Here is a 17,220-nt window from a genome sequence, read left to right on the forward strand (position 1 = left end):
TAGGAACAATAAAACCGACAGGAATTAAACAGAGAAGCTTGGGGTGCTTAGTTTTTTGTAATAGCTTTATTATTACCGGTTTATATATGAATGGAATTCTGTCCACCAGCGTTGAAGCAGTTGTTTGATTCAAGATTAAAGACCTGGCACCGTTTATTTGCGAATGGCATTATCGAAGGGGGAAAGATTAAATACTGTCCGAACCACTATTTAATCATGCACAAATCATCCTCTACCTTGATGTATTGAGCAGTAAAAAGTCACTTAAATAAAAACTGATTTCAGCCTTCTAGCTAAGACCTACTTTCCAAGAAGTCTCGCTTTTTCTCGCATTCAATTGACTTAATTTTATATTCAATTTGTTTTTCAACGTAACCTCTATGTTCAAGTAATTCTATCCGATTCAATAAAGGCAGTATTGATACAAGGTAGTTTTTTTCTTTCTCTAATATTGGAACTCTACTGCCCGACCAACTTCTAGTTGTTAACTCATAATCAAGAACCTGGAAGTCATCAAAGCTCATATTATTTTGAAGAAACAAACTTAATAATTCTCTCCTAAAATCTTCACTCATATAGTTTGCGACATTAAAAAGGAAGCAAGAATATTTAATATCATCAATATTGTTCAAGATAGACTGCTTAATGAAAGTTTGTTTTTTAACGACTAGCTCGTTGTCATCAGTTTTTCCTTTTTCCTTCAAGAATAGTTTGCAAAAAATATTATCCCTACGCCCATATGAATCTTTTTCTTTGCTATATACGCATTTAGCGTATTGCTCTATGTCATCTACATAATTATCTCGTTGCCATAAAAAATCCAATTCAGGCATATTGGTATGTGAACTAGGCCAGCGTTCATTTTCATAGATGCAATCAACAATTTTATTCAGAAAATTAGCGTTTCGATTTGTCAAAATATCTAAGGTTTCACCTCTATAATCCCAATAACGTTCAAGTTTAAACGCAGCCAAATACGCATCAAATACCAAGCCTGTATCAGATTCAAAAACCTCAAACCAAGAGTCAAATATTTCAGAGTTGGTGCTAAAAATATGCCCTAATGGTCTAGCATAATTAATATCACTTTTAGATTTTGTTACTAATATATTTACTACTTTTGCATATATATCTTTGTCTACCACTCTGTATTTAGATAAGAAATCCAACCAATTAGTTAACTCGTGACTTTCAATATCATTGAAATGTTGAAGCATTAATTCAACTTCTCCATTCGAAATATACTCTTCTGGCAGTAATGAGAAATAATATGAGCACCAATACTTTCTACAGTTATATTCCTTAGAGTTGATTAATGCCCATACTCCTTTGTTATCCATATTTTTAAACAGGTTTGAAATTATTGGGTAAGGGTAAACTGAAAATATATCGTCATAATCAATATACATAACCACAATTTCAGCGAACCGTTTTGGATGTGTCTCTGCAAGGGCCTTTAAACTCATTTCAATGCCACGATTTAAAGAATAATCCCTTTCTCTACCAGAAAGAGCCTTGTGCAACGAAACACACTGCTCCATAAAGTGGGTAAACTGCTCTTTTGTAAGAACCGAAAAATACTTTACAAAACACTGATGACGATATTTATTATACTCTTCATGCCCCATGTCTAGCATTCGTTGCTCGTGCCTATCTTCAATAAGTAAGTTTGATAGTTCAAGAGTTTCACTTGCAAACTCATTTTTCCATTCGGAAGGATATTCAATTTCAAGTGAATCTAAATGTTCACAAAGGTCTTGCATGATTAAGCAATGCGAAGTGTTATTCGAATCTAAATTGATTACAAAAAATTCTTTTATATATGGCAAATCGGCTTCTGCCATTTCTTTTCCTTCAAACCTTAATCGATTTACATACTCCTGAAAGATTTCCTGAACTATTTTTTCGTAGTTTGACAGACGCTGTAGAATTGATAAATTTGCAATTAATTTTTTCCTTATTGGCATGAGGTATTCATCAGGTGACAACCTAAAGGTAATCATACGTATGGTGTCACCTCGATTCCATTGATGTTCTGTATATTCAATTTTTAAAAACGATTTAGCCACTAAGATAAAAAGTTTTGAAAATAGATAGTTTTCACCATCCTCACTCCGATCGATTAAAGTATCAACAACATGGGCTTGAATATAATAACCATAACGCCAATCATTAGGCTTAAAATTATACTTTGCTGTTAGTTCTTTAATAATATGACCAAGAGATTCTTTACTTTTTTGTACATATTGTAAAAGCAAATCAAAAGACATTTTAAACTCGACGTCACCGAAATTTCTAAAATTACTTAGCAAAGTAACTAATGACGATTCGGAAGGCTCTCCTTTCGCTTCTTCAAATGACTCATTTTCCCAAGAGCCTTCTATATACGGCATTTCAGAAATTAGTCTTTGGGCAAAAATTAATGTTTCTGTGGGCAATGCAAACCAAAAAGAGTTCAAAAATTCAATTGAACTTGTCACATTGCCAGATTCAGAAATCGACTTAAACGTTTCTTCTATTTCACACCTAATTTCTTTTACTATTTTTTTGTGGTCAAAAGAACTGATTACAGGATTTAAGGCATCAACGATGGTTCTTTTAAAATCATGATAAAAATCATTTACAATTAACGAGAATGGTATTGTTTTCTTTTCAAATACAGATAGATAGAATAAATAGGTCGAGAGAACTTGGTCTGATATTTTTACAACCTCATTTTCATATAAATCTACAAGCTCATTTTTATGTAAAACACCAACATATTCCCAGAATTCTTCGGGTGAAATGCCAAATGAGTTTTGCACCCAATCCATATGCGAATCATTTAACTTGTCTACTTTTCTGAAGAAAGAAATTGCACACACTACCGCCATTAACTTTTCATTTTCTACAACTTCTTTTATGTTTTCATTTTGACCAAAATAATCGTCATATAAAGACGCAACATTTTGTATTGAATCGATTTGATTAGTTTCAATTGCGACTTTTGAAGCCATTATTGCCAACCTCGCATTACCTCCTGATATTTCTTGAATTCTTTGTTGATATTCACTGTTGTTAATATCGAACAACTCAACAATTAACTCTTTAATTTGTTCGTCTGTTAAGGGGGCTATATTTTGCTCATTCACCTCTGTGAATTTATTAACTTGACTCAATACTGAATCGCGAGCGTAATCCCTAACGGTAGCAATAATGCGAAATGTTCTATTGCCATCATTTTCATTTAGATAATGTAAAATGTAATCGAGCCTATTGTCTAACCTGTTGGCATCATCAATAAATACCATGTAATCACCAGGTTCACTAAAGTGTGCGGTTATATCTCTTATCAAGTCTGCACCTTTATCGAACAGGCAATACACTTTTAAATCTGAATTTCTTTCCTGCATTGCAACGGTTAAATTTACAGAAAACAATGTTTTACCCACACCTGCAGCACCAGATACAAGCAATAACGGTCCTTGCTCTAATTGCTCGATGCCTTGCTCTATCGCTTCGTTCTGAAATAACATTTTGTTATCAATAGAAGTTGTAAGATTATTTTTTCCATATCGAATAATGAAATCATTTACGGAAAGTAATTGCCCCGTATCAAGAGGCAAACCTAAATATTGTTCAGATAGGACTGGATAGCAGTTTTGAATGCTGAGAGATATTGAATCAAGTCCATTAAGGCTTAATCTTACATTTCTATTTTGACAAAGGCTTTTTAGGTGGTTAATTTCATGCGTTGTAAGTTCTCCTAAATAACAAATAATTATTTCACTAATTTGATCACTCTTGATACCTGTCTTTTGCTCGTCAAAGCACTTGCTAATATCATCTTCAAGTTTTGAGGCAAGTCGGTTTTGCTGAACGGTATATTCAGAAAAAACATAATATCCATCAGGCTGAATAAATAAACAATCAGGGGTGCCTTTTCTAACTCTATCAGTTGATTGCATCATTCCTATAGCATTGATGTTTTCATAGCCTTTTCGGTGCAGCCAATCATCACATAATCGTTGAAATACACCGCCTTCAAGTTCAAGTAATTTCGCTCTGATTTGATTGGTACCAGTCATAGGTATCCTTACGTTTGAGATTGTTATAGTTGAAATATGATTATGTAATATTGCGTTTTTTAGACTTAAAGGGAGCTAAGGAATTTCCTGTTTACAATTCATATTTTTCTAATAATGATATTACTTGCTGAGATCCAGGAAACTTCAATTTCATCACCCTCCTGTGCGTTGATCTGATGAAACCAGTCCCCTAATAACTTTAAGTTACCGCTCCCTTCAAACTGCTTTGCATGCAGTGCTCCGGCACTGGATGAACCGCAGGCTTTGAGCGTTACATTGGTGAGGAAACCATCATAAGATGAACACTTATATTCATTGCCTGCATCGGGATGATTGCTGTTATAAATGTTCAACTTGCGTGCAACTGACGCAGGGATCTGTATGTAGCCTTCCCCGTATACAACTCCTCGTGTAGAGGTGTGCCTGTGAGTGCCCCACTGCATATGCGCAGTTTTTAATGTCACTGTATAGTTGTCACCTGCATTCGGCATAAAGCTCTCCGGCTATCCCAACCCTTTCTTTTAACAGGGTTATTGAGTTATTAACGCGATACTACTCCTTTATATATAAAAAACACCGTGCTATATCACATCATTATCACTGAAACGTAATTACATCTAAAGCCGTGCGTTGGATTATAATTCTGCGAAGGAAAAAGCTTAATGATATGTAAAGGCAGGTACGACATAGAGAGCCAGTCTCGGTCGTAATGCTTACTGGGAATATGCGGGATTTCAGGCTGGTTCCGACTGCTGAGTTAAACCTATGCATTCCCACGCAGAGCATGGGAACGAGATAAAGCCGGTAATAACTTTCATTATTGCCGGCTTATGTTTGCTGGGAGTTGTTAATTAAAGCACCTGTTGTATTAAACCTTATAAGAGTGCCCTATGCATGATTCTGTATTGACTCTGATGTTGATGAAGAATTTAAACGCCGGCTTATCTCCGTCAGTCTAGATAAAGTCTGCAGGGTGACAGGTAATACCACCGCTGCTTCAACAAATTCCATTGAATAAGTAACAATTGAGAATATTTGACCAACACTTGGTCCAACAAGAGAGCTTACCATCCAAAGATTACCCAGTACGGCAGAGAGCAGTACAATGAAAATCAAACCATAAGCAACAGCTTCTGTATCAGACAGTTTGATTTCGCAATTTTTAATGCGTTTAAAGTGAGCTCGTGCCGCTGTAAATCGACTGCAGCTTAAAGCGGATACCTGCTGCTCCAACTGGTCGTTGAGTTCGCCGTTTAGACGAGTAAAGGCGCCATGAAACAGACTGTAAATTACCAGAATTGCAGCGCCGGAGGCTAAAACACAAAGTGCTAAGTTGAGATGAAAAGCTGCCAGAATCACTACCGTCGCAATAAGCTGAACCGTGGCTGTCATTAGTGAGGGCAAATCTTCCTCAAGAAAATCGACCAGTTCGCGAGACATTGTCAGGCGAGCCGTTCTCGTTGAAATGGGAGAGTCTTTTAGATTTCGATCTACAATTCTAGCCAGCTTATAGCGGATGTTCCCATAAACTCGCGTATCATAGAAACGTCGTAGTACACTTACAATGACTAGCGCTAGAAGTAACAAAGCAAAGTTCAGCAGCGGCTGCATATGCTGATTTAAAACACCATCAATGGCGTAGCCGATAAATAAGGGTAATAAAATCAACATCACGTTTTCAACCAGTACCATTATCCAAGTAAGTGCGACTTTGAATGGATCTAGCTGAATTGTTGACTTTAATGTAATGTGGAGGCAATTTGACATCATTATCCCTATGAATGTATTTGCTGTTAGTATTGCCAATTCGTCATATGAATAAGTGTCCCAAATTGCGCTTTTGAGTCATTGTTGATGCTCTATTTTATTGCTTACCTTCCTCCCGCACACATCTATCAGGCGTGTACTGCCGGCATTAATAGTAATTTGGTGCAGCTGTTTTGCTGGTCAAATTATTAAAGCGGGATAAACAGGTACGCAGCTGCGGCCGGATACAATAAAAGGCCGCCAGTGACGACCTTTGTTAACCAGCTTATTTATTCATTGAATATACGAATGTCATGGATTTGATACGGCTCTTCAGTCCCCATCGCAACACCTTGGCAGCACGCTTTTATTGCTCCACATGCTCTGGGCTGAAATCTTAATAAAGTATGTCTGCTTCTTTTAAAGCTGCAGAGGCAATTTTGCAGCTTCGAGGCAATTTTGCAGCTTCGAGGCTGTTTGTCAGCACTGAATTATGCACCGAATATATATTTACCATTTAAAACCTCTACATTTGGCGGTCTTTTGTGCAGATTAAAGTAATCATATCCGTCCTTGAGATTAAGCCAAAACAGATACCACTGACTTGATTGATATTTAATTAACGACTCACGATCAAGTTTAAATGGAAAAGAGTGCACTCTAAAGAACGGCTGACCCGACTTTAAAGCTGCCGCACCAAGCGCATAAATTTCATTGATATAAGAATCTGTCATCGCGTAACAGCCTATCGAGACACAGTTTCCGTGGACCATCAAGGCACTTCCTGTACGTCCATGGTGTCGGTCATATTTATTGGGATAACCCAGGTTAAATGATAGGTGAAATCGACTCCAGGGATTTAGACGAGCAGAATTGACGAAGTAGAAACCTTCCGGGCTCTGATTGTCGCCCTCTTTCAGCTTAGGGCCTAAATCTCCTGAGAAGGTGCAGATGTCGTAATTTTTAAAATTAACGAACTTACCATTACTGGACTCAAGCCATAATTCGAGAACCCCTGGATCTTTGAAGATACGGATAAAGACCGGCGCCCCATACTCAAGTCCTTTTGCCGATAACTCCTTCTTCAGGGAGGACTCCACGCTTGCTATAGCTCTGTCTGCTCTTGGGCTGGTTGGGATATCTACAGCGGCAGCATTAAAGCTTATTAACAGCAGCAGTTTTATGACTTTCTTTAATGCATTCATTTTGTGCTCGTTACTGGTAGTGTTAACACCGTTTCAAATGCCGGGGCCGGCGCTTGTAGGGGGCAGCATTCCATTTTTTTCGATTTATTTAATTAAGGCGCTTATTTCGCGAGCTTGGGCTTGTCTGTTTAAAAACTCACTGTGATTTACATTCGATTGATATTAAATGAACTATTCTATTGAGCATAGCTGATTTTATTCTTGTTTATGGATAATTTTCAATGCACAAGCTTTTCATATTGCCTGCTCAGCTTATCGGTCTTTTTGAGCAGATATAAATACAAAGTAATGCAGTTCGCAGTAATCGGGACAACAAGTGCTCACCTTTGACTGTTAATTTATACAGTCATGTGAATTAGCAGCCGGCGTTACAGATGGGCGCCGTTAGCTTTCTATCAAACTGAATAAATTTATGAGGCTTTAACCGGCTCATAGTTGCTAACTTCTGCTAGCAGCACTGGAGTATTAACCAGCTGTTATCAAATTGATTTATCTTAGATTTCTGCTCCTGAACCCAAAAATAGATCATTCCGCAATCGCCCCACATAATATCTAAATCATCGTCGCTATCGAATTGAAACAGTAGTTTCCAATCCTTGGCACCAGATTCTAGCTTTTTAGCCTTTTCGCTTTCATATCCTTTGGGGTAACCAACATAAATACCATTGGAAGCAAGCTGTGACTCTAGATCCATGTAATTACCTTGGACAGATGACGGGAAACCGCCGAGTTGATGCAATGCTTCATCACTTCCATCATTGAGATCAATATAAGCATCTATTTCTTCATCAGTAAGCTTCAGTATTTCAACACTGGGATCATCATAACTAGGGAGGATTTCTACGTGTTTGGGTTTAATGAATACTTCTTTAATTTTGAGTTCATCACCTAAATCATCAGGGTATTCGATATAACTGTCGGCTTTGGACTGATAAAGTACACACCATTTTCCGCGATCTTTTGGGTCAAATCCCCAAGGCATCTCAAGCACATCATAAAAAAACAGTATTACCCCTTCATCTGCAAGCCATTCATAATGATGTACGCTAGAAATTTCAGCTAGGTCCAACTGAGCAAGGAAGGCCATTGGTTTTCCGTTGCTTCGAGGCCATGCAAACTTATTTTTCTCGACGAAAGGTTTTCCGCCGAACTTTGATATTTTTACTTGAGAGGTTTTCTCGAGCCTTACCGCCGGGCGTTTTAAATCTGCAATTTTTGAAGCTAAAGATTCCCTTACCTCATCCAAATCTATTTTTCTTCTACTGCCAAATAGTTTCTTAAATATTTCCATGAGCTCCCCTATCTGCTTATCTTATACAGGCAATTCAACAGTTTTTAACCTTACTGCTGATTTACATAATCACCAGATTTAATTCTTTTTAGATTAGAAACATCACGGTTAAACAGGTAAACCCATGCCAGTACTTCTTCTCCGTTAACCAGAGTAACCGGCAGTTGTTTTCTAATGTATTCGCGGGGAAACGGGAATTTGTCCGAGCATGCTTCATAATCATCAAGTAAGGCAAATAATCTGCCGGGGCTGCTTATTTTATAAACCTCACCTAAAACTTTATCTGTTATTTCGCTGGACTCTATCATGCCTGGATATCCCGACAGCGCATAAAGTATTCCCTGCGTCTCTCCTGCTGACAGGTATTCACTGTAACCGGCTAACAGGTCATGCATTTTAGTGCTTTCCCCACGCCGTAATGTGCCGTATACAAAAATTAACTGCGGATTCATTCTCTAGTTTTCTTTTATGAGCATCTCTTTAAGTTTTATTGAAATCTTATCTGCCATCTTTCTATGTTGATCTGCTTCCCAGTGGATGCCGTCTATCGGGCTGGAAGTGACTACACTGCCGGCATCAAAAAACTCACATCCCAGTTCTTGCGCACGAAGTGCATAATATCCGGCAAACTCTCTGGATTTCTCTGCGCCTCCTGCAAACAGCTGACCAAAATAACCGACTTCAGAAATGGCTGGTGGTGCAGCTAAGCATATAGCTGGTGCTGGTTGTTTATTCTGACTGCTGTGCTGCTGGATTTCCCGCACTAATTTAGCCGTATTTCGGGATATATCATCGGCGGATTGAGCAAAGCTGCTTTTTAAATCATTTGTTCCCAGCATAAGTACAATATAGTCCGGCTGGTGCTTTTTAAGGCAAGGTACAAGGTCGTCATGTCCGTTCACAAGACCAGCATCCGGAGCATCAAAGAACGTTGTTCTTCCCGGCTGTCCTTGTTCAATAATCCGGCAGTCTAAAGACAGCAGGCTGGTTAATAATGCAGGCCATCTTTGATCTGCATTGTAACGTCGGCCGTCAACGGGAGAGTATCCCCAGGTATTTGAATCCCCGAAACATAGTATGGTTTTCATGCGTTCTTTCTTATCTGCAGTACTTATAAATTCAGGAAGTATTCCCTGATCCGGCTGTTTTTTTAAGTTTTTCGCTTGGGTGAATAATATCGTCTATCACAGGGAGATTTATGGCAAGGCTCAAAGTTTTGTTTACCTTTTGCTACTGCCTTTGACTTATCATCTTCTGCTGCCGGAATGTTCGGAGCCTGTGTCACGGTCCCGGCTGCAAAGCTTCGCTCTCGAGGCGGCAGTTTATACTGATCATCATAAGGTCTAGGCAGCCCCTTAAAACGATACAAGTAAAATGCTTCCAGCTTCTCTCTTGCCCATGCAGTGCTGCTTAGAAATTTCAAACACTCCTCTATGCCGCCATTGCTGCTAAAGCAGTCAAAACGCAGCTCAGCAGCCAGTATATCCCAGCCGTAAAATTCGACTAATTCAGTTAATAAATCGTCTAACTCAAGACCGTAAAGCGGATTGTTTTGATCTTCTTGGTTCATAAATACTCCTGGAAATGTCCGCTGATAGACAGTAAACAAAACATAAAACGGGCTGCATCTTTTACTAGAATAAACCCATCGCCGGGCCTTAGCTGCGATGGGTTCAGCAGATTAGTCTATGTAGCAGCTTTCCCAGTCGCCGTAGTTAGCGTCACCTGCTAATACCTGCAGCTCAACTTCGCCTAGTTCTTTAACAATGACTGCGTTAGTTATCTCTAACACTGCATTTAACTCTTGTTGTTCTGTGAAGAAGTTAACCGCTACGTGGTATTGCTCATTGAAATAAGCAATAAACAAATCCCAGCCCTGCTGCTGCTGACATTGAATTAAAGCGCTGTCGACTTGGTCGAACTTTTCTATGTCTGCACTAAAACGGATCTCTGCACAGGTTTGAGCAAAAGGACCAATGGCCATTTTTTTCATATGACGGGCTTTGTGGTGACTTTTAACTTGTGGTTTAGCCATTTCTGGAACGGTAATAATATTCATGAGCTGCCTATTTAAAATTTGGGGGACGTGAACACGTCTATAAAAATTTTCGCTAACGCGATTGAGCGGGAGCTTAAACCAGCTTGCCTGGCTGCGCAAGTTAAAGCGGATAACAACTGTCGGATATTTTTAAATACGCAGGCATGCTTGACGGTATATGAACTGGGTTAACTCTGCTCTTATTCAGTAAAGAGTTACAGCTGCATATCAGCACCGGTTTAAATAGGAAGTATAAAAAATACAATGAGAGGTACACCTCAGGGCTGTTTCTTGCGAAAACCAGCAGCCCAAATACCACGGCGTATCTGAAATATCTTTAACGGTATTGATCCGTTTGCTGGCATCTTTATAAATTAAAGGATGCTGATAATACTTCAGTATTTATAAAGCCGGCGTTAGGCTTATGGCTGTTTCGAATTTGATTAGCACATTCTGCTAATACAATAGCGCCTGCGGTTGAAACATTCAGTGAGTTACCCATGCCGAACATAGGAATGTGTATTTGCTGATGACTTAACTGCAGTGCGGCTTCACTCACGCCTTTGCGTTCATTGCCTAAGACTAATGCGCACGGGGACGGGTAAGTTACATCACTATAATCAACGGACTCATGGCACAGCTCAACGCTATAAACTCCATATCCCTCATCCAGTAAAGTTTGTAAGCTTGAAGTTGTACTGTCGCTGTATTCAATACAAACCCATTTAGCTTCATTTCTCGAGGCTTTTTTTAACTTTTTATCGGATATAGTCAGCTCGCCGCAGATAATTATTTTTTCGATAGCAAAAGCATCCGCCAGGCGAATAAAAGCTCCAATATTGTAGCTGTTAGTGACATTGTCTAATACCAGTACCAAAGGGGTTTTCGGCTTATCTAAGTATTCATCTCGTGTCGGCTTGTTTTTTCTAATGTCTTCTTTGCTGAGTTGTATTCTTGAATGCATGGTTTCTACTCTTGTTTCCTACGACTATTGCCGCTTGGGATTTTTCTGCGCCTGCGGCACGCTGCGGATCTGGCAAGGATTGTGCGGTTTTATCCTGCTAAGATCAAATGCTTATTAGCAACAGCTGTCATTCTACAGCCCTAACGTCGAATCATACGATCATCAGGCTGCAAGTTTGCTCCCATAACGTGATTACTCGATACTTTGTTTTATGTAGTTAATGTTTGCGGGGAATATACGGGACTTCAGGGGGGCTTGTTTAACCTATTCATTCCCGCGCAGAGCGCGGGAATGAAATAATAGGCTGCTTACCGATTGTTGATTGAGAAATTAAGCAACACTCAATGCGAAGAAGATACCTACTAAACATGCACTCATAAAGTTAGATAACGTACCCGCTAGAACAGCTTTAAGACCCAGGCGGGCAATATCAGGACGACGTGATGGTGCCAGCGCACCTAAGCCGCCAAGTAAAATTGCCATTGAAGATAAGTTTGCAAAACCACATAAAGCAACAGTGATGATAACTTGCGTGTTTTCACTTAATGTATCTTTAATACTAACGAAGTCGATGTAAGCAACAAACTCGTTTACTACTAGTTTTTGACCTAACAGGCTGCCGGCTTGTATTGCTTCAGACCATGGCACACCGATTAAGAACGCGATTGGTGCGAATAAGTAACCTAACAGCAGCTGCAGAGTTAGAGTATCAACTCCGAATATACTGCCTGCAGTACCTAAAATAGTGTTTACCAGCGAGATTAAAGCGATAAACGCGATTAACATACCACCAACATTCATTGCCATATGAAGGCCGTCAGATGCACCTTCTGCCGCAGCATCTATTACATTTACAGGTTTGCTTTCAAAGCCGGCTGCTAAGTCTGCCTGAGATAAGTGACTCATTTGATCTTTTGGTGTACCTGTTTCCGGCTCTAATAATTTAGCCATTAATAGACCGCCAGGTGCCGCCATAAATGATGCTGCAATCAGGTATTCCAGACTAACACCTAAAGATGCGTAACCTGCCAGTACCGAACCTGCAACGGATGCAAGACCGCCGGCCATTACCGCGAAAAGCTCTGAACGAGTCATTGATTTGATAAAGGGCTTAACAACTAACGGCGCTTCTGTTTGACCAACAAAAATGTTAGCAGCCGCCGCCATTGACTCTGTACGGCTTGTACCGAGTACTTTCTGCAGCACACCGCCGAAAATTTTGATGATAAACTGCATAATACCCAAGTGGTAGAGTACAGCCATTAACGAAGCGAAGAAGATAATGATAGGCAGTACTTTAAACGCAAAGACAAAACCGCCGCCGCCGAACACTTCAAACATTTTCGGGGAAACAAGACCGCCGAAAAGGAAACCGATACCCGCGTTTGCACTGGCAATAATAGCTTGAACACCGTTAGATACGGCACCTAAGACACCAGCTCCAGAATCTGTAAATATAACAACAGCAGGTATAACTGCCTGCACTGCGAAAGCGCCGCCAACCGTTCTCAGGTTGATTGCTTTTCTATTGCTTGAAAATATTACCGCAATCACAATTAAGGATAGAATCCCTACTAAACCCATAATAATTTGCATTTTTAACTCTCCATTTTGTTAGTTTTTTTTCATAAAAAATTCTGTCTGTTATTTAAACTAGGTGATCTGCTGATGCTGAATTCAATAATGCATCGGCAGGTTGTTTACTTTAGTGCAGACGAATCTCTACAGCTTTTGATAAATATTGACCATAAGGTTCGACTGCATAGCAATTTATTGTCAAAGACAATCGTCAAAAAAAATCATCGCGATAATACAGAATGAAATCTCGCTTGCCCAGCCTGAAATTCATATTAATGTTGAATTCCAGTCTCAATGGTGGATCCTGATGGTTTTTCAGAGCTTAAAGCAGCCGCATGCTTTGAGAATTACAGGCGTTTTTAGTTCTTTACAAATAATTTCAAAAATAATTAACCCCTTTTCAAACTTCGTCCGTTTATAGCTAGTAACAGTATTACTACAAACAACAGCAATAAGTGATAACGGAGAACAATAATGAAATATTCAATGCAGAAATCAGCACAAGCAGCGGCGCTTTCCTGTTTATTTTTAGTTACGGCCTGCGGGCCAATGCCGCAAGTGGGCAGCCCAGACAACACGAATAATCCCGGGCAGAAAGAACAGCCGCTAAGCAAAGATAATGAGACAGGTGCCGTAGTTACAGACGTAAGAGAGGTTGATGCGATAGAAAGCGAAGAATTAGCAGATCACAGCTTACGTTTAACAAAAAATGATGATCAGGTTATTCAACCCGCAGTGAAACCACTGCCGCAGGTGGTTAAGTTAGAAGAACAAAGGCAAACTCAAAGAAAACAGGAAAAAAGTAAAATGGCCTATATGGGAAGTGCTGCAGCTAAAATGGCTGCTGGACAGCCTTCCCTTCACCATAACATCATTGCGCCTCCCATGCCGCTGAGCAGCCGCGAAAACTACTCACACAATACAGACAATCCGTTTCATCTGGTGACAGAGCAGCCTGTATCAACCTTTTCTATTGATGTAGATACGGCGTCCTATGCCAATGTGCGTCGTATTCTTAATCAAGGTACCCTGCCGCCTTTTGATGCGGTGCGGGTGGAAGAGATGATTAATTACTTTTCCTATAACTATGCACAGCCGCAAAGCGGGTCGTTTTCAGTTTACAGTGAAGTAGGTCCCAGCCCCTTTAATGCCCAGAAACACTTAATACATATCGGCATACAGGGGGACAAAATGCAGGATTCAGCAAGACCTGCCGCAAATTTAGTGTTTCTACTGGATGTGTCAGGCTCGATGAACAGCGCTGATAAGCTGGGTTTATTAAAAAATGCACTGAAAATGTTAAGCAGACAACTTACCGCGAACGACAGCGTTGCTATTGTCGTTTACGCCGGCGCTGCGGGCACGGTGCTTGAGCCGACTAAGGGGGACAACAATGCCGCGATTGTTGATGCATTAACACGTTTATCAGCCGGCGGCTCAACTAACGGCGGTGCAGGTATTGAACTGGCTTATCGTCTTGCACAGCAGTCATTTATCAAAGACGGTATTAACCGTGTTATTTTAGCCACCGACGGCGATTTTAATGTCGGAATGGTTAATCAGCAGGCCTTAAAAAACAGAGTTGAGCAGCAGAGAAAATCCGGTGTTTCTTTGAGTATTTTAGGTTTCGGCCGCGGTAATTACAATGATGCTTTGATGCAGGAGCTGGCACAAAATGGTAACGGTAATGCGTTTTACATTGATAACCTTAACGAAGCACGCAAAGTGTTAGTGGAAGAGTTGTCGTCTACCCTGCTTACCATTGCCAAGGATGTAAAAATTCAGATTGAATTTAATCCCAGCATAGTAAGTGAATACCGTCTGATTGGTTATGAAACTCGTGCTTTGAAGCGTGAAGATTTTAATAACGATAAAATTGATGCGGGTGATATTGGCGCTGGTCATACGGTGACCGCTATTTATGAAATCAGTTTACGCGGTGCCGCGAATCAAAGTGTTGATCCGCTACGCTATCAGTCTGCACATAATAAAAAACAGCTTCCTGCTGAGCTAAGTGAAGACAAAATTGCGCTTAATGAGCTGGCCTTTTTGAAATTACGTTATAAATTACCGCAGCAGAACACCAGCAAATTGATTGAAATACCGATTAACAGCGCTGATATTAAAGCATCTCTGCAGGACACCAGTGAGACTTTTCAGTTTTCTGCCGCTGTTGCAGGTTTCGGTCAGCTGCTGCGCGGCGGTAAATATCTTTCCACTATGGATATCAGCCGGATTATTAAGCTGGCACAGCTTAGCAAAGGTCAGGATAAACACGGCTACCGTGGAGAATTTATCAATATGGTCAAGCTCGCTGATGCCTTAGCGCCGCAAGTTGCTGAAAAACGGAGTTTAAAACAGTAAATTTAGTGACAGAGCAGACAGTAAATAGATTTAAAAAAGGTAATATCTGCCGACATGTTATTTAATAATGCTCAACAGGCAATGACCCAAACCACTTGAAGATGCAGGAATCAGCAGATTAGAGTAGTTTGGGTATATCAATATAAGGGTAAAGGATTGGACGCTAAGGCTCAGGAGAATATAAGCCGGCAGCTGCTCGATCAAACGCAGATGCTGGCCTATGCACAGGGAGATGCCGCTGCGTTTGATCAGCTTTATGCCAGGCATAAAACGGCTGTGTACCGCTTTTTTATACGCCAGAATTTGACCACCGCCGTGGCCGAAGAGCTGTGTCACGATACCTGGCTTAAACTTATTAATAACCGGGCAAGTTATCAGGCTAATGCATTGTTCACCACTTACCTTTTTACTATTGCCCGGCGTATCGCGATTGATCACGCACAAAAGAAAAGTGTGTTATTTGAAAAACAGCAGATTGAAGATGACTTAGACAGCTTAGATAATCAGGAGAGCAGTAAAACGCAGCAGATAACAGAAAATAACCATGACCCGCAATTAGATGCGGCGGTAAATCAAACATTAGCCGATGCGTTAAAACAGCAGATAGCGGCCTTGCCCTATGAGCAGCGGGAAGTCTTTTTATTAAAACAAGAAGCGGGGTTTAGCATTGATGATATTGCCAGGATAACCTTTCAGAACAAAGAAAAAGTGAAAAGCAGTTGGCGCTATGCGTTACAGAAAATGCGTAAGGGGTTAAGTTTTTATGGCAACTAATAAGCAGGATGATAAAGCACTGGCAGAAGATCAGGCCTTTATACAGTCACTTTATGATGATTTGTCTGAGCACAATGGTGATTATACAGCCGAGCAGCCTAGTGAGCAGTTAGATCAGTCTATTCTCGCCGCTGCACATAAAGCGGTGAAGGCTAGACCGACTCTGCATATAGAAAAAACATCAAGTCGACAAACTAGCGATAAAAAACAAGAGTTGAACCGCCCTGCTGACAAACGTAAAAAAATAGCCTGGTACTACCCGGCAGCTACGGCTGCTTCTTTTCTGTTAGTCGGGTTAATTGTTAATCATCAGCTTAGTGTCCCTATTAACCCCGAATATAGAGCCCCGTTAGTATCGATGGATCATATTACTAAAGCTGAGCAAAGTGAGTCTTTAGCTGCACCAGCAGCAGAAATGGAGTTAGACACTTTCAGTGATCAAGAGGTACTGCCTGCAGCTGCAGAACAAGCATTTAAAGAAGAAATGCTTATCGGGGAGTCTGATGATGCTTTTGCAGAAAGCGAGCAGCAGCTGACCGCATCCGTAGAAGTACCCGTTTCTGCTTATAAAAAATCCATGAAAAGCAGCCCTGCCCAGCTTCAGTCCAAAGCAGAAGTCGCCGGTGAAATTTCAGCAGGAGCAGTGCTCCAGAGCACTGAAGCTGAGTTTGCTGTTGCAGCGGCTAAACCACAACCATCAATAGCAGCAGAAAAAGAAGCAAAGGCAGACATGCTGGCCAGTAATGACTTAACAACAGAGATGCACAAACAAATGCTTGCAGAACAAGCTCAACAACAGCGCCGTCAGGCGGCTAAGGCCAAACTAGCGCCTGCTGCTAAAGACAGGATGCTGAGTAAACAAACGTTTAAGCCACCTTTATTTCCCGCTGTTTTGGCGTATGAAGAATACAAATCACTGCAGGAACAGTCTAAGCAAAAAACTTTATACTGGCAGCTGCAGCAGGAAACTGACAGCAGTTATGTGATTAAACTGTTTAAAACAGAGCAAACCTCAGTATTTTACCGCTTAAATAAAAACAGCTTCCAACTCGACATAAGCAGCGAAGATAAAAAGCGGCCCTTTGCAGAGATAACTTATACTGCAGAAAAATGAAAAACATAACCCAGTGAATGCTTCCCACTCTTAAGTGCATAACTAAATTTATGTGCTTTAAGAGCGGTTTAATTTTTGA

Annotated in this window: 14 protein-coding genes; 3 read left to right on the top strand and 11 right to left on the bottom strand. The window is 40.4% G+C overall.

Annotated elements, in window-relative coordinates; genetic code table 11:
- Window positions 1-293: 293 nt before the first annotated feature.
- The 11 genes from G337_RS0121140 to G337_RS0121190 all read right to left on the bottom strand — a co-directional run bounded on the left by G337_RS0121140 (window position 294) and on the right by G337_RS0121190 (window position 12,907).
- Window positions 294-4,067 (bottom strand): DNA replication protein, encoded by a 3,774-nt coding sequence (locus tag G337_RS0121140; protein ID WP_028865613.1) that lies wholly within the window; start codon window positions 4,065-4,067, stop codon window positions 294-296.
- Window positions 4,068-4,165: 98 nt separating this feature from the next.
- Window positions 4,166-4,558, bottom strand: coding sequence for a hypothetical protein (locus G337_RS0121145; RefSeq protein ID WP_028865614.1), 393 nt, complete (start codon window positions 4,556-4,558; stop codon window positions 4,166-4,168).
- A 397-nt stretch (window positions 4,559-4,955) separates the two neighbouring features.
- A complete protein-coding gene (locus G337_RS0121150; protein WP_028865615.1) occupies window positions 4,956-5,834 on the bottom strand; it encodes an ABC transporter six-transmembrane domain-containing protein in 879 nt (292 codons plus the stop codon).
- A 470-nt stretch (window positions 5,835-6,304) separates the two neighbouring features.
- Complete coding sequence (locus tag G337_RS0121155) at window positions 6,305-7,018, bottom strand: L,D-transpeptidase family protein (protein WP_037028274.1); 714 nt, start codon at window positions 7,016-7,018, stop codon at window positions 6,305-6,307.
- 448 nt (window positions 7,019-7,466) lie between these two features.
- The gene (locus G337_RS0121160; RefSeq protein ID WP_051303474.1) at window positions 7,467-8,309 is read right to left on the bottom strand and encodes a YwqG family protein; all 843 of its coding nucleotides are present in this window, start codon (window positions 8,307-8,309) and stop codon (window positions 7,467-7,469) included.
- Window positions 8,310-8,359: 50 nt separating this feature from the next.
- Entirely contained in the window at window positions 8,360-8,761 is a 402-nt protein-coding gene (locus G337_RS0121165) for a gamma-glutamylcyclotransferase family protein (protein WP_028865618.1), read from the bottom strand.
- Window positions 8,762-8,764: 3 nt separating this feature from the next.
- Complete coding sequence (locus G337_RS0121170; protein WP_037028275.1) at window positions 8,765-9,397, bottom strand: SGNH/GDSL hydrolase family protein; 633 nt, start codon at window positions 9,395-9,397, stop codon at window positions 8,765-8,767.
- A gap of 62 nt (window positions 9,398-9,459) precedes the next feature.
- The gene (locus G337_RS27025) at window positions 9,460-9,879 is read right to left on the bottom strand and encodes a VF530 family DNA-binding protein (protein ID WP_084605547.1); all 420 of its coding nucleotides are present in this window, start codon (window positions 9,877-9,879) and stop codon (window positions 9,460-9,462) included.
- Window positions 9,880-9,990: 111 nt separating this feature from the next.
- On the bottom strand, window positions 9,991-10,368 hold the full coding sequence (locus tag G337_RS0121180) for a hypothetical protein (RefSeq protein WP_028865620.1): 378 nt from the start codon (window positions 10,366-10,368) through the stop codon (window positions 9,991-9,993).
- 346 nt (window positions 10,369-10,714) lie between these two features.
- Window positions 10,715-11,311: a TrmH family RNA methyltransferase gene (locus G337_RS27030; RefSeq protein ID WP_051303476.1), complete on the bottom strand. Its 597-nt coding sequence runs from the start codon at window positions 11,309-11,311 to the stop codon at window positions 10,715-10,717.
- A 330-nt stretch (window positions 11,312-11,641) separates the two neighbouring features.
- Entirely contained in the window at window positions 11,642-12,907 is a 1,266-nt protein-coding gene (locus G337_RS0121190) for a NupC/NupG family nucleoside CNT transporter (protein WP_028865621.1), read from the bottom strand.
- A 456-nt stretch (window positions 12,908-13,363) separates the two neighbouring features.
- Between G337_RS0121190 and G337_RS0121195 the strand changes: the two genes are divergently transcribed.
- The 3 genes from G337_RS0121195 to G337_RS0121205 all read left to right on the top strand — a co-directional run bounded on the left by G337_RS0121195 (window position 13,364) and on the right by G337_RS0121205 (window position 17,141).
- Window positions 13,364-15,253, top strand: coding sequence for a vWA domain-containing protein (locus G337_RS0121195; RefSeq protein ID WP_028865622.1), 1,890 nt, complete (start codon window positions 13,364-13,366; stop codon window positions 15,251-15,253).
- Window positions 15,254-15,409: 156 nt separating this feature from the next.
- A complete protein-coding gene (locus tag G337_RS27035; protein ID WP_051303479.1) occupies window positions 15,410-16,027 on the top strand; it encodes a sigma-70 family RNA polymerase sigma factor in 618 nt (205 codons plus the stop codon).
- Window positions 16,017-17,141, top strand: a complete 1,125-nt coding sequence (locus G337_RS0121205; RefSeq protein WP_028865623.1) for a hypothetical protein — start codon at window positions 16,017-16,019, stop codon at window positions 17,139-17,141. The genes G337_RS27035 and G337_RS0121205 overlap by 11 nt, the downstream gene beginning before the upstream one ends.
- Window positions 17,142-17,220: the final 79 nt, after the last annotated feature.

The organism is Psychromonas aquimarina ATCC BAA-1526 (assembly GCF_000428725.1).
GTDB lineage: Bacteria > Pseudomonadota > Gammaproteobacteria > Enterobacterales > Psychromonadaceae > Psychromonas > Psychromonas aquimarina.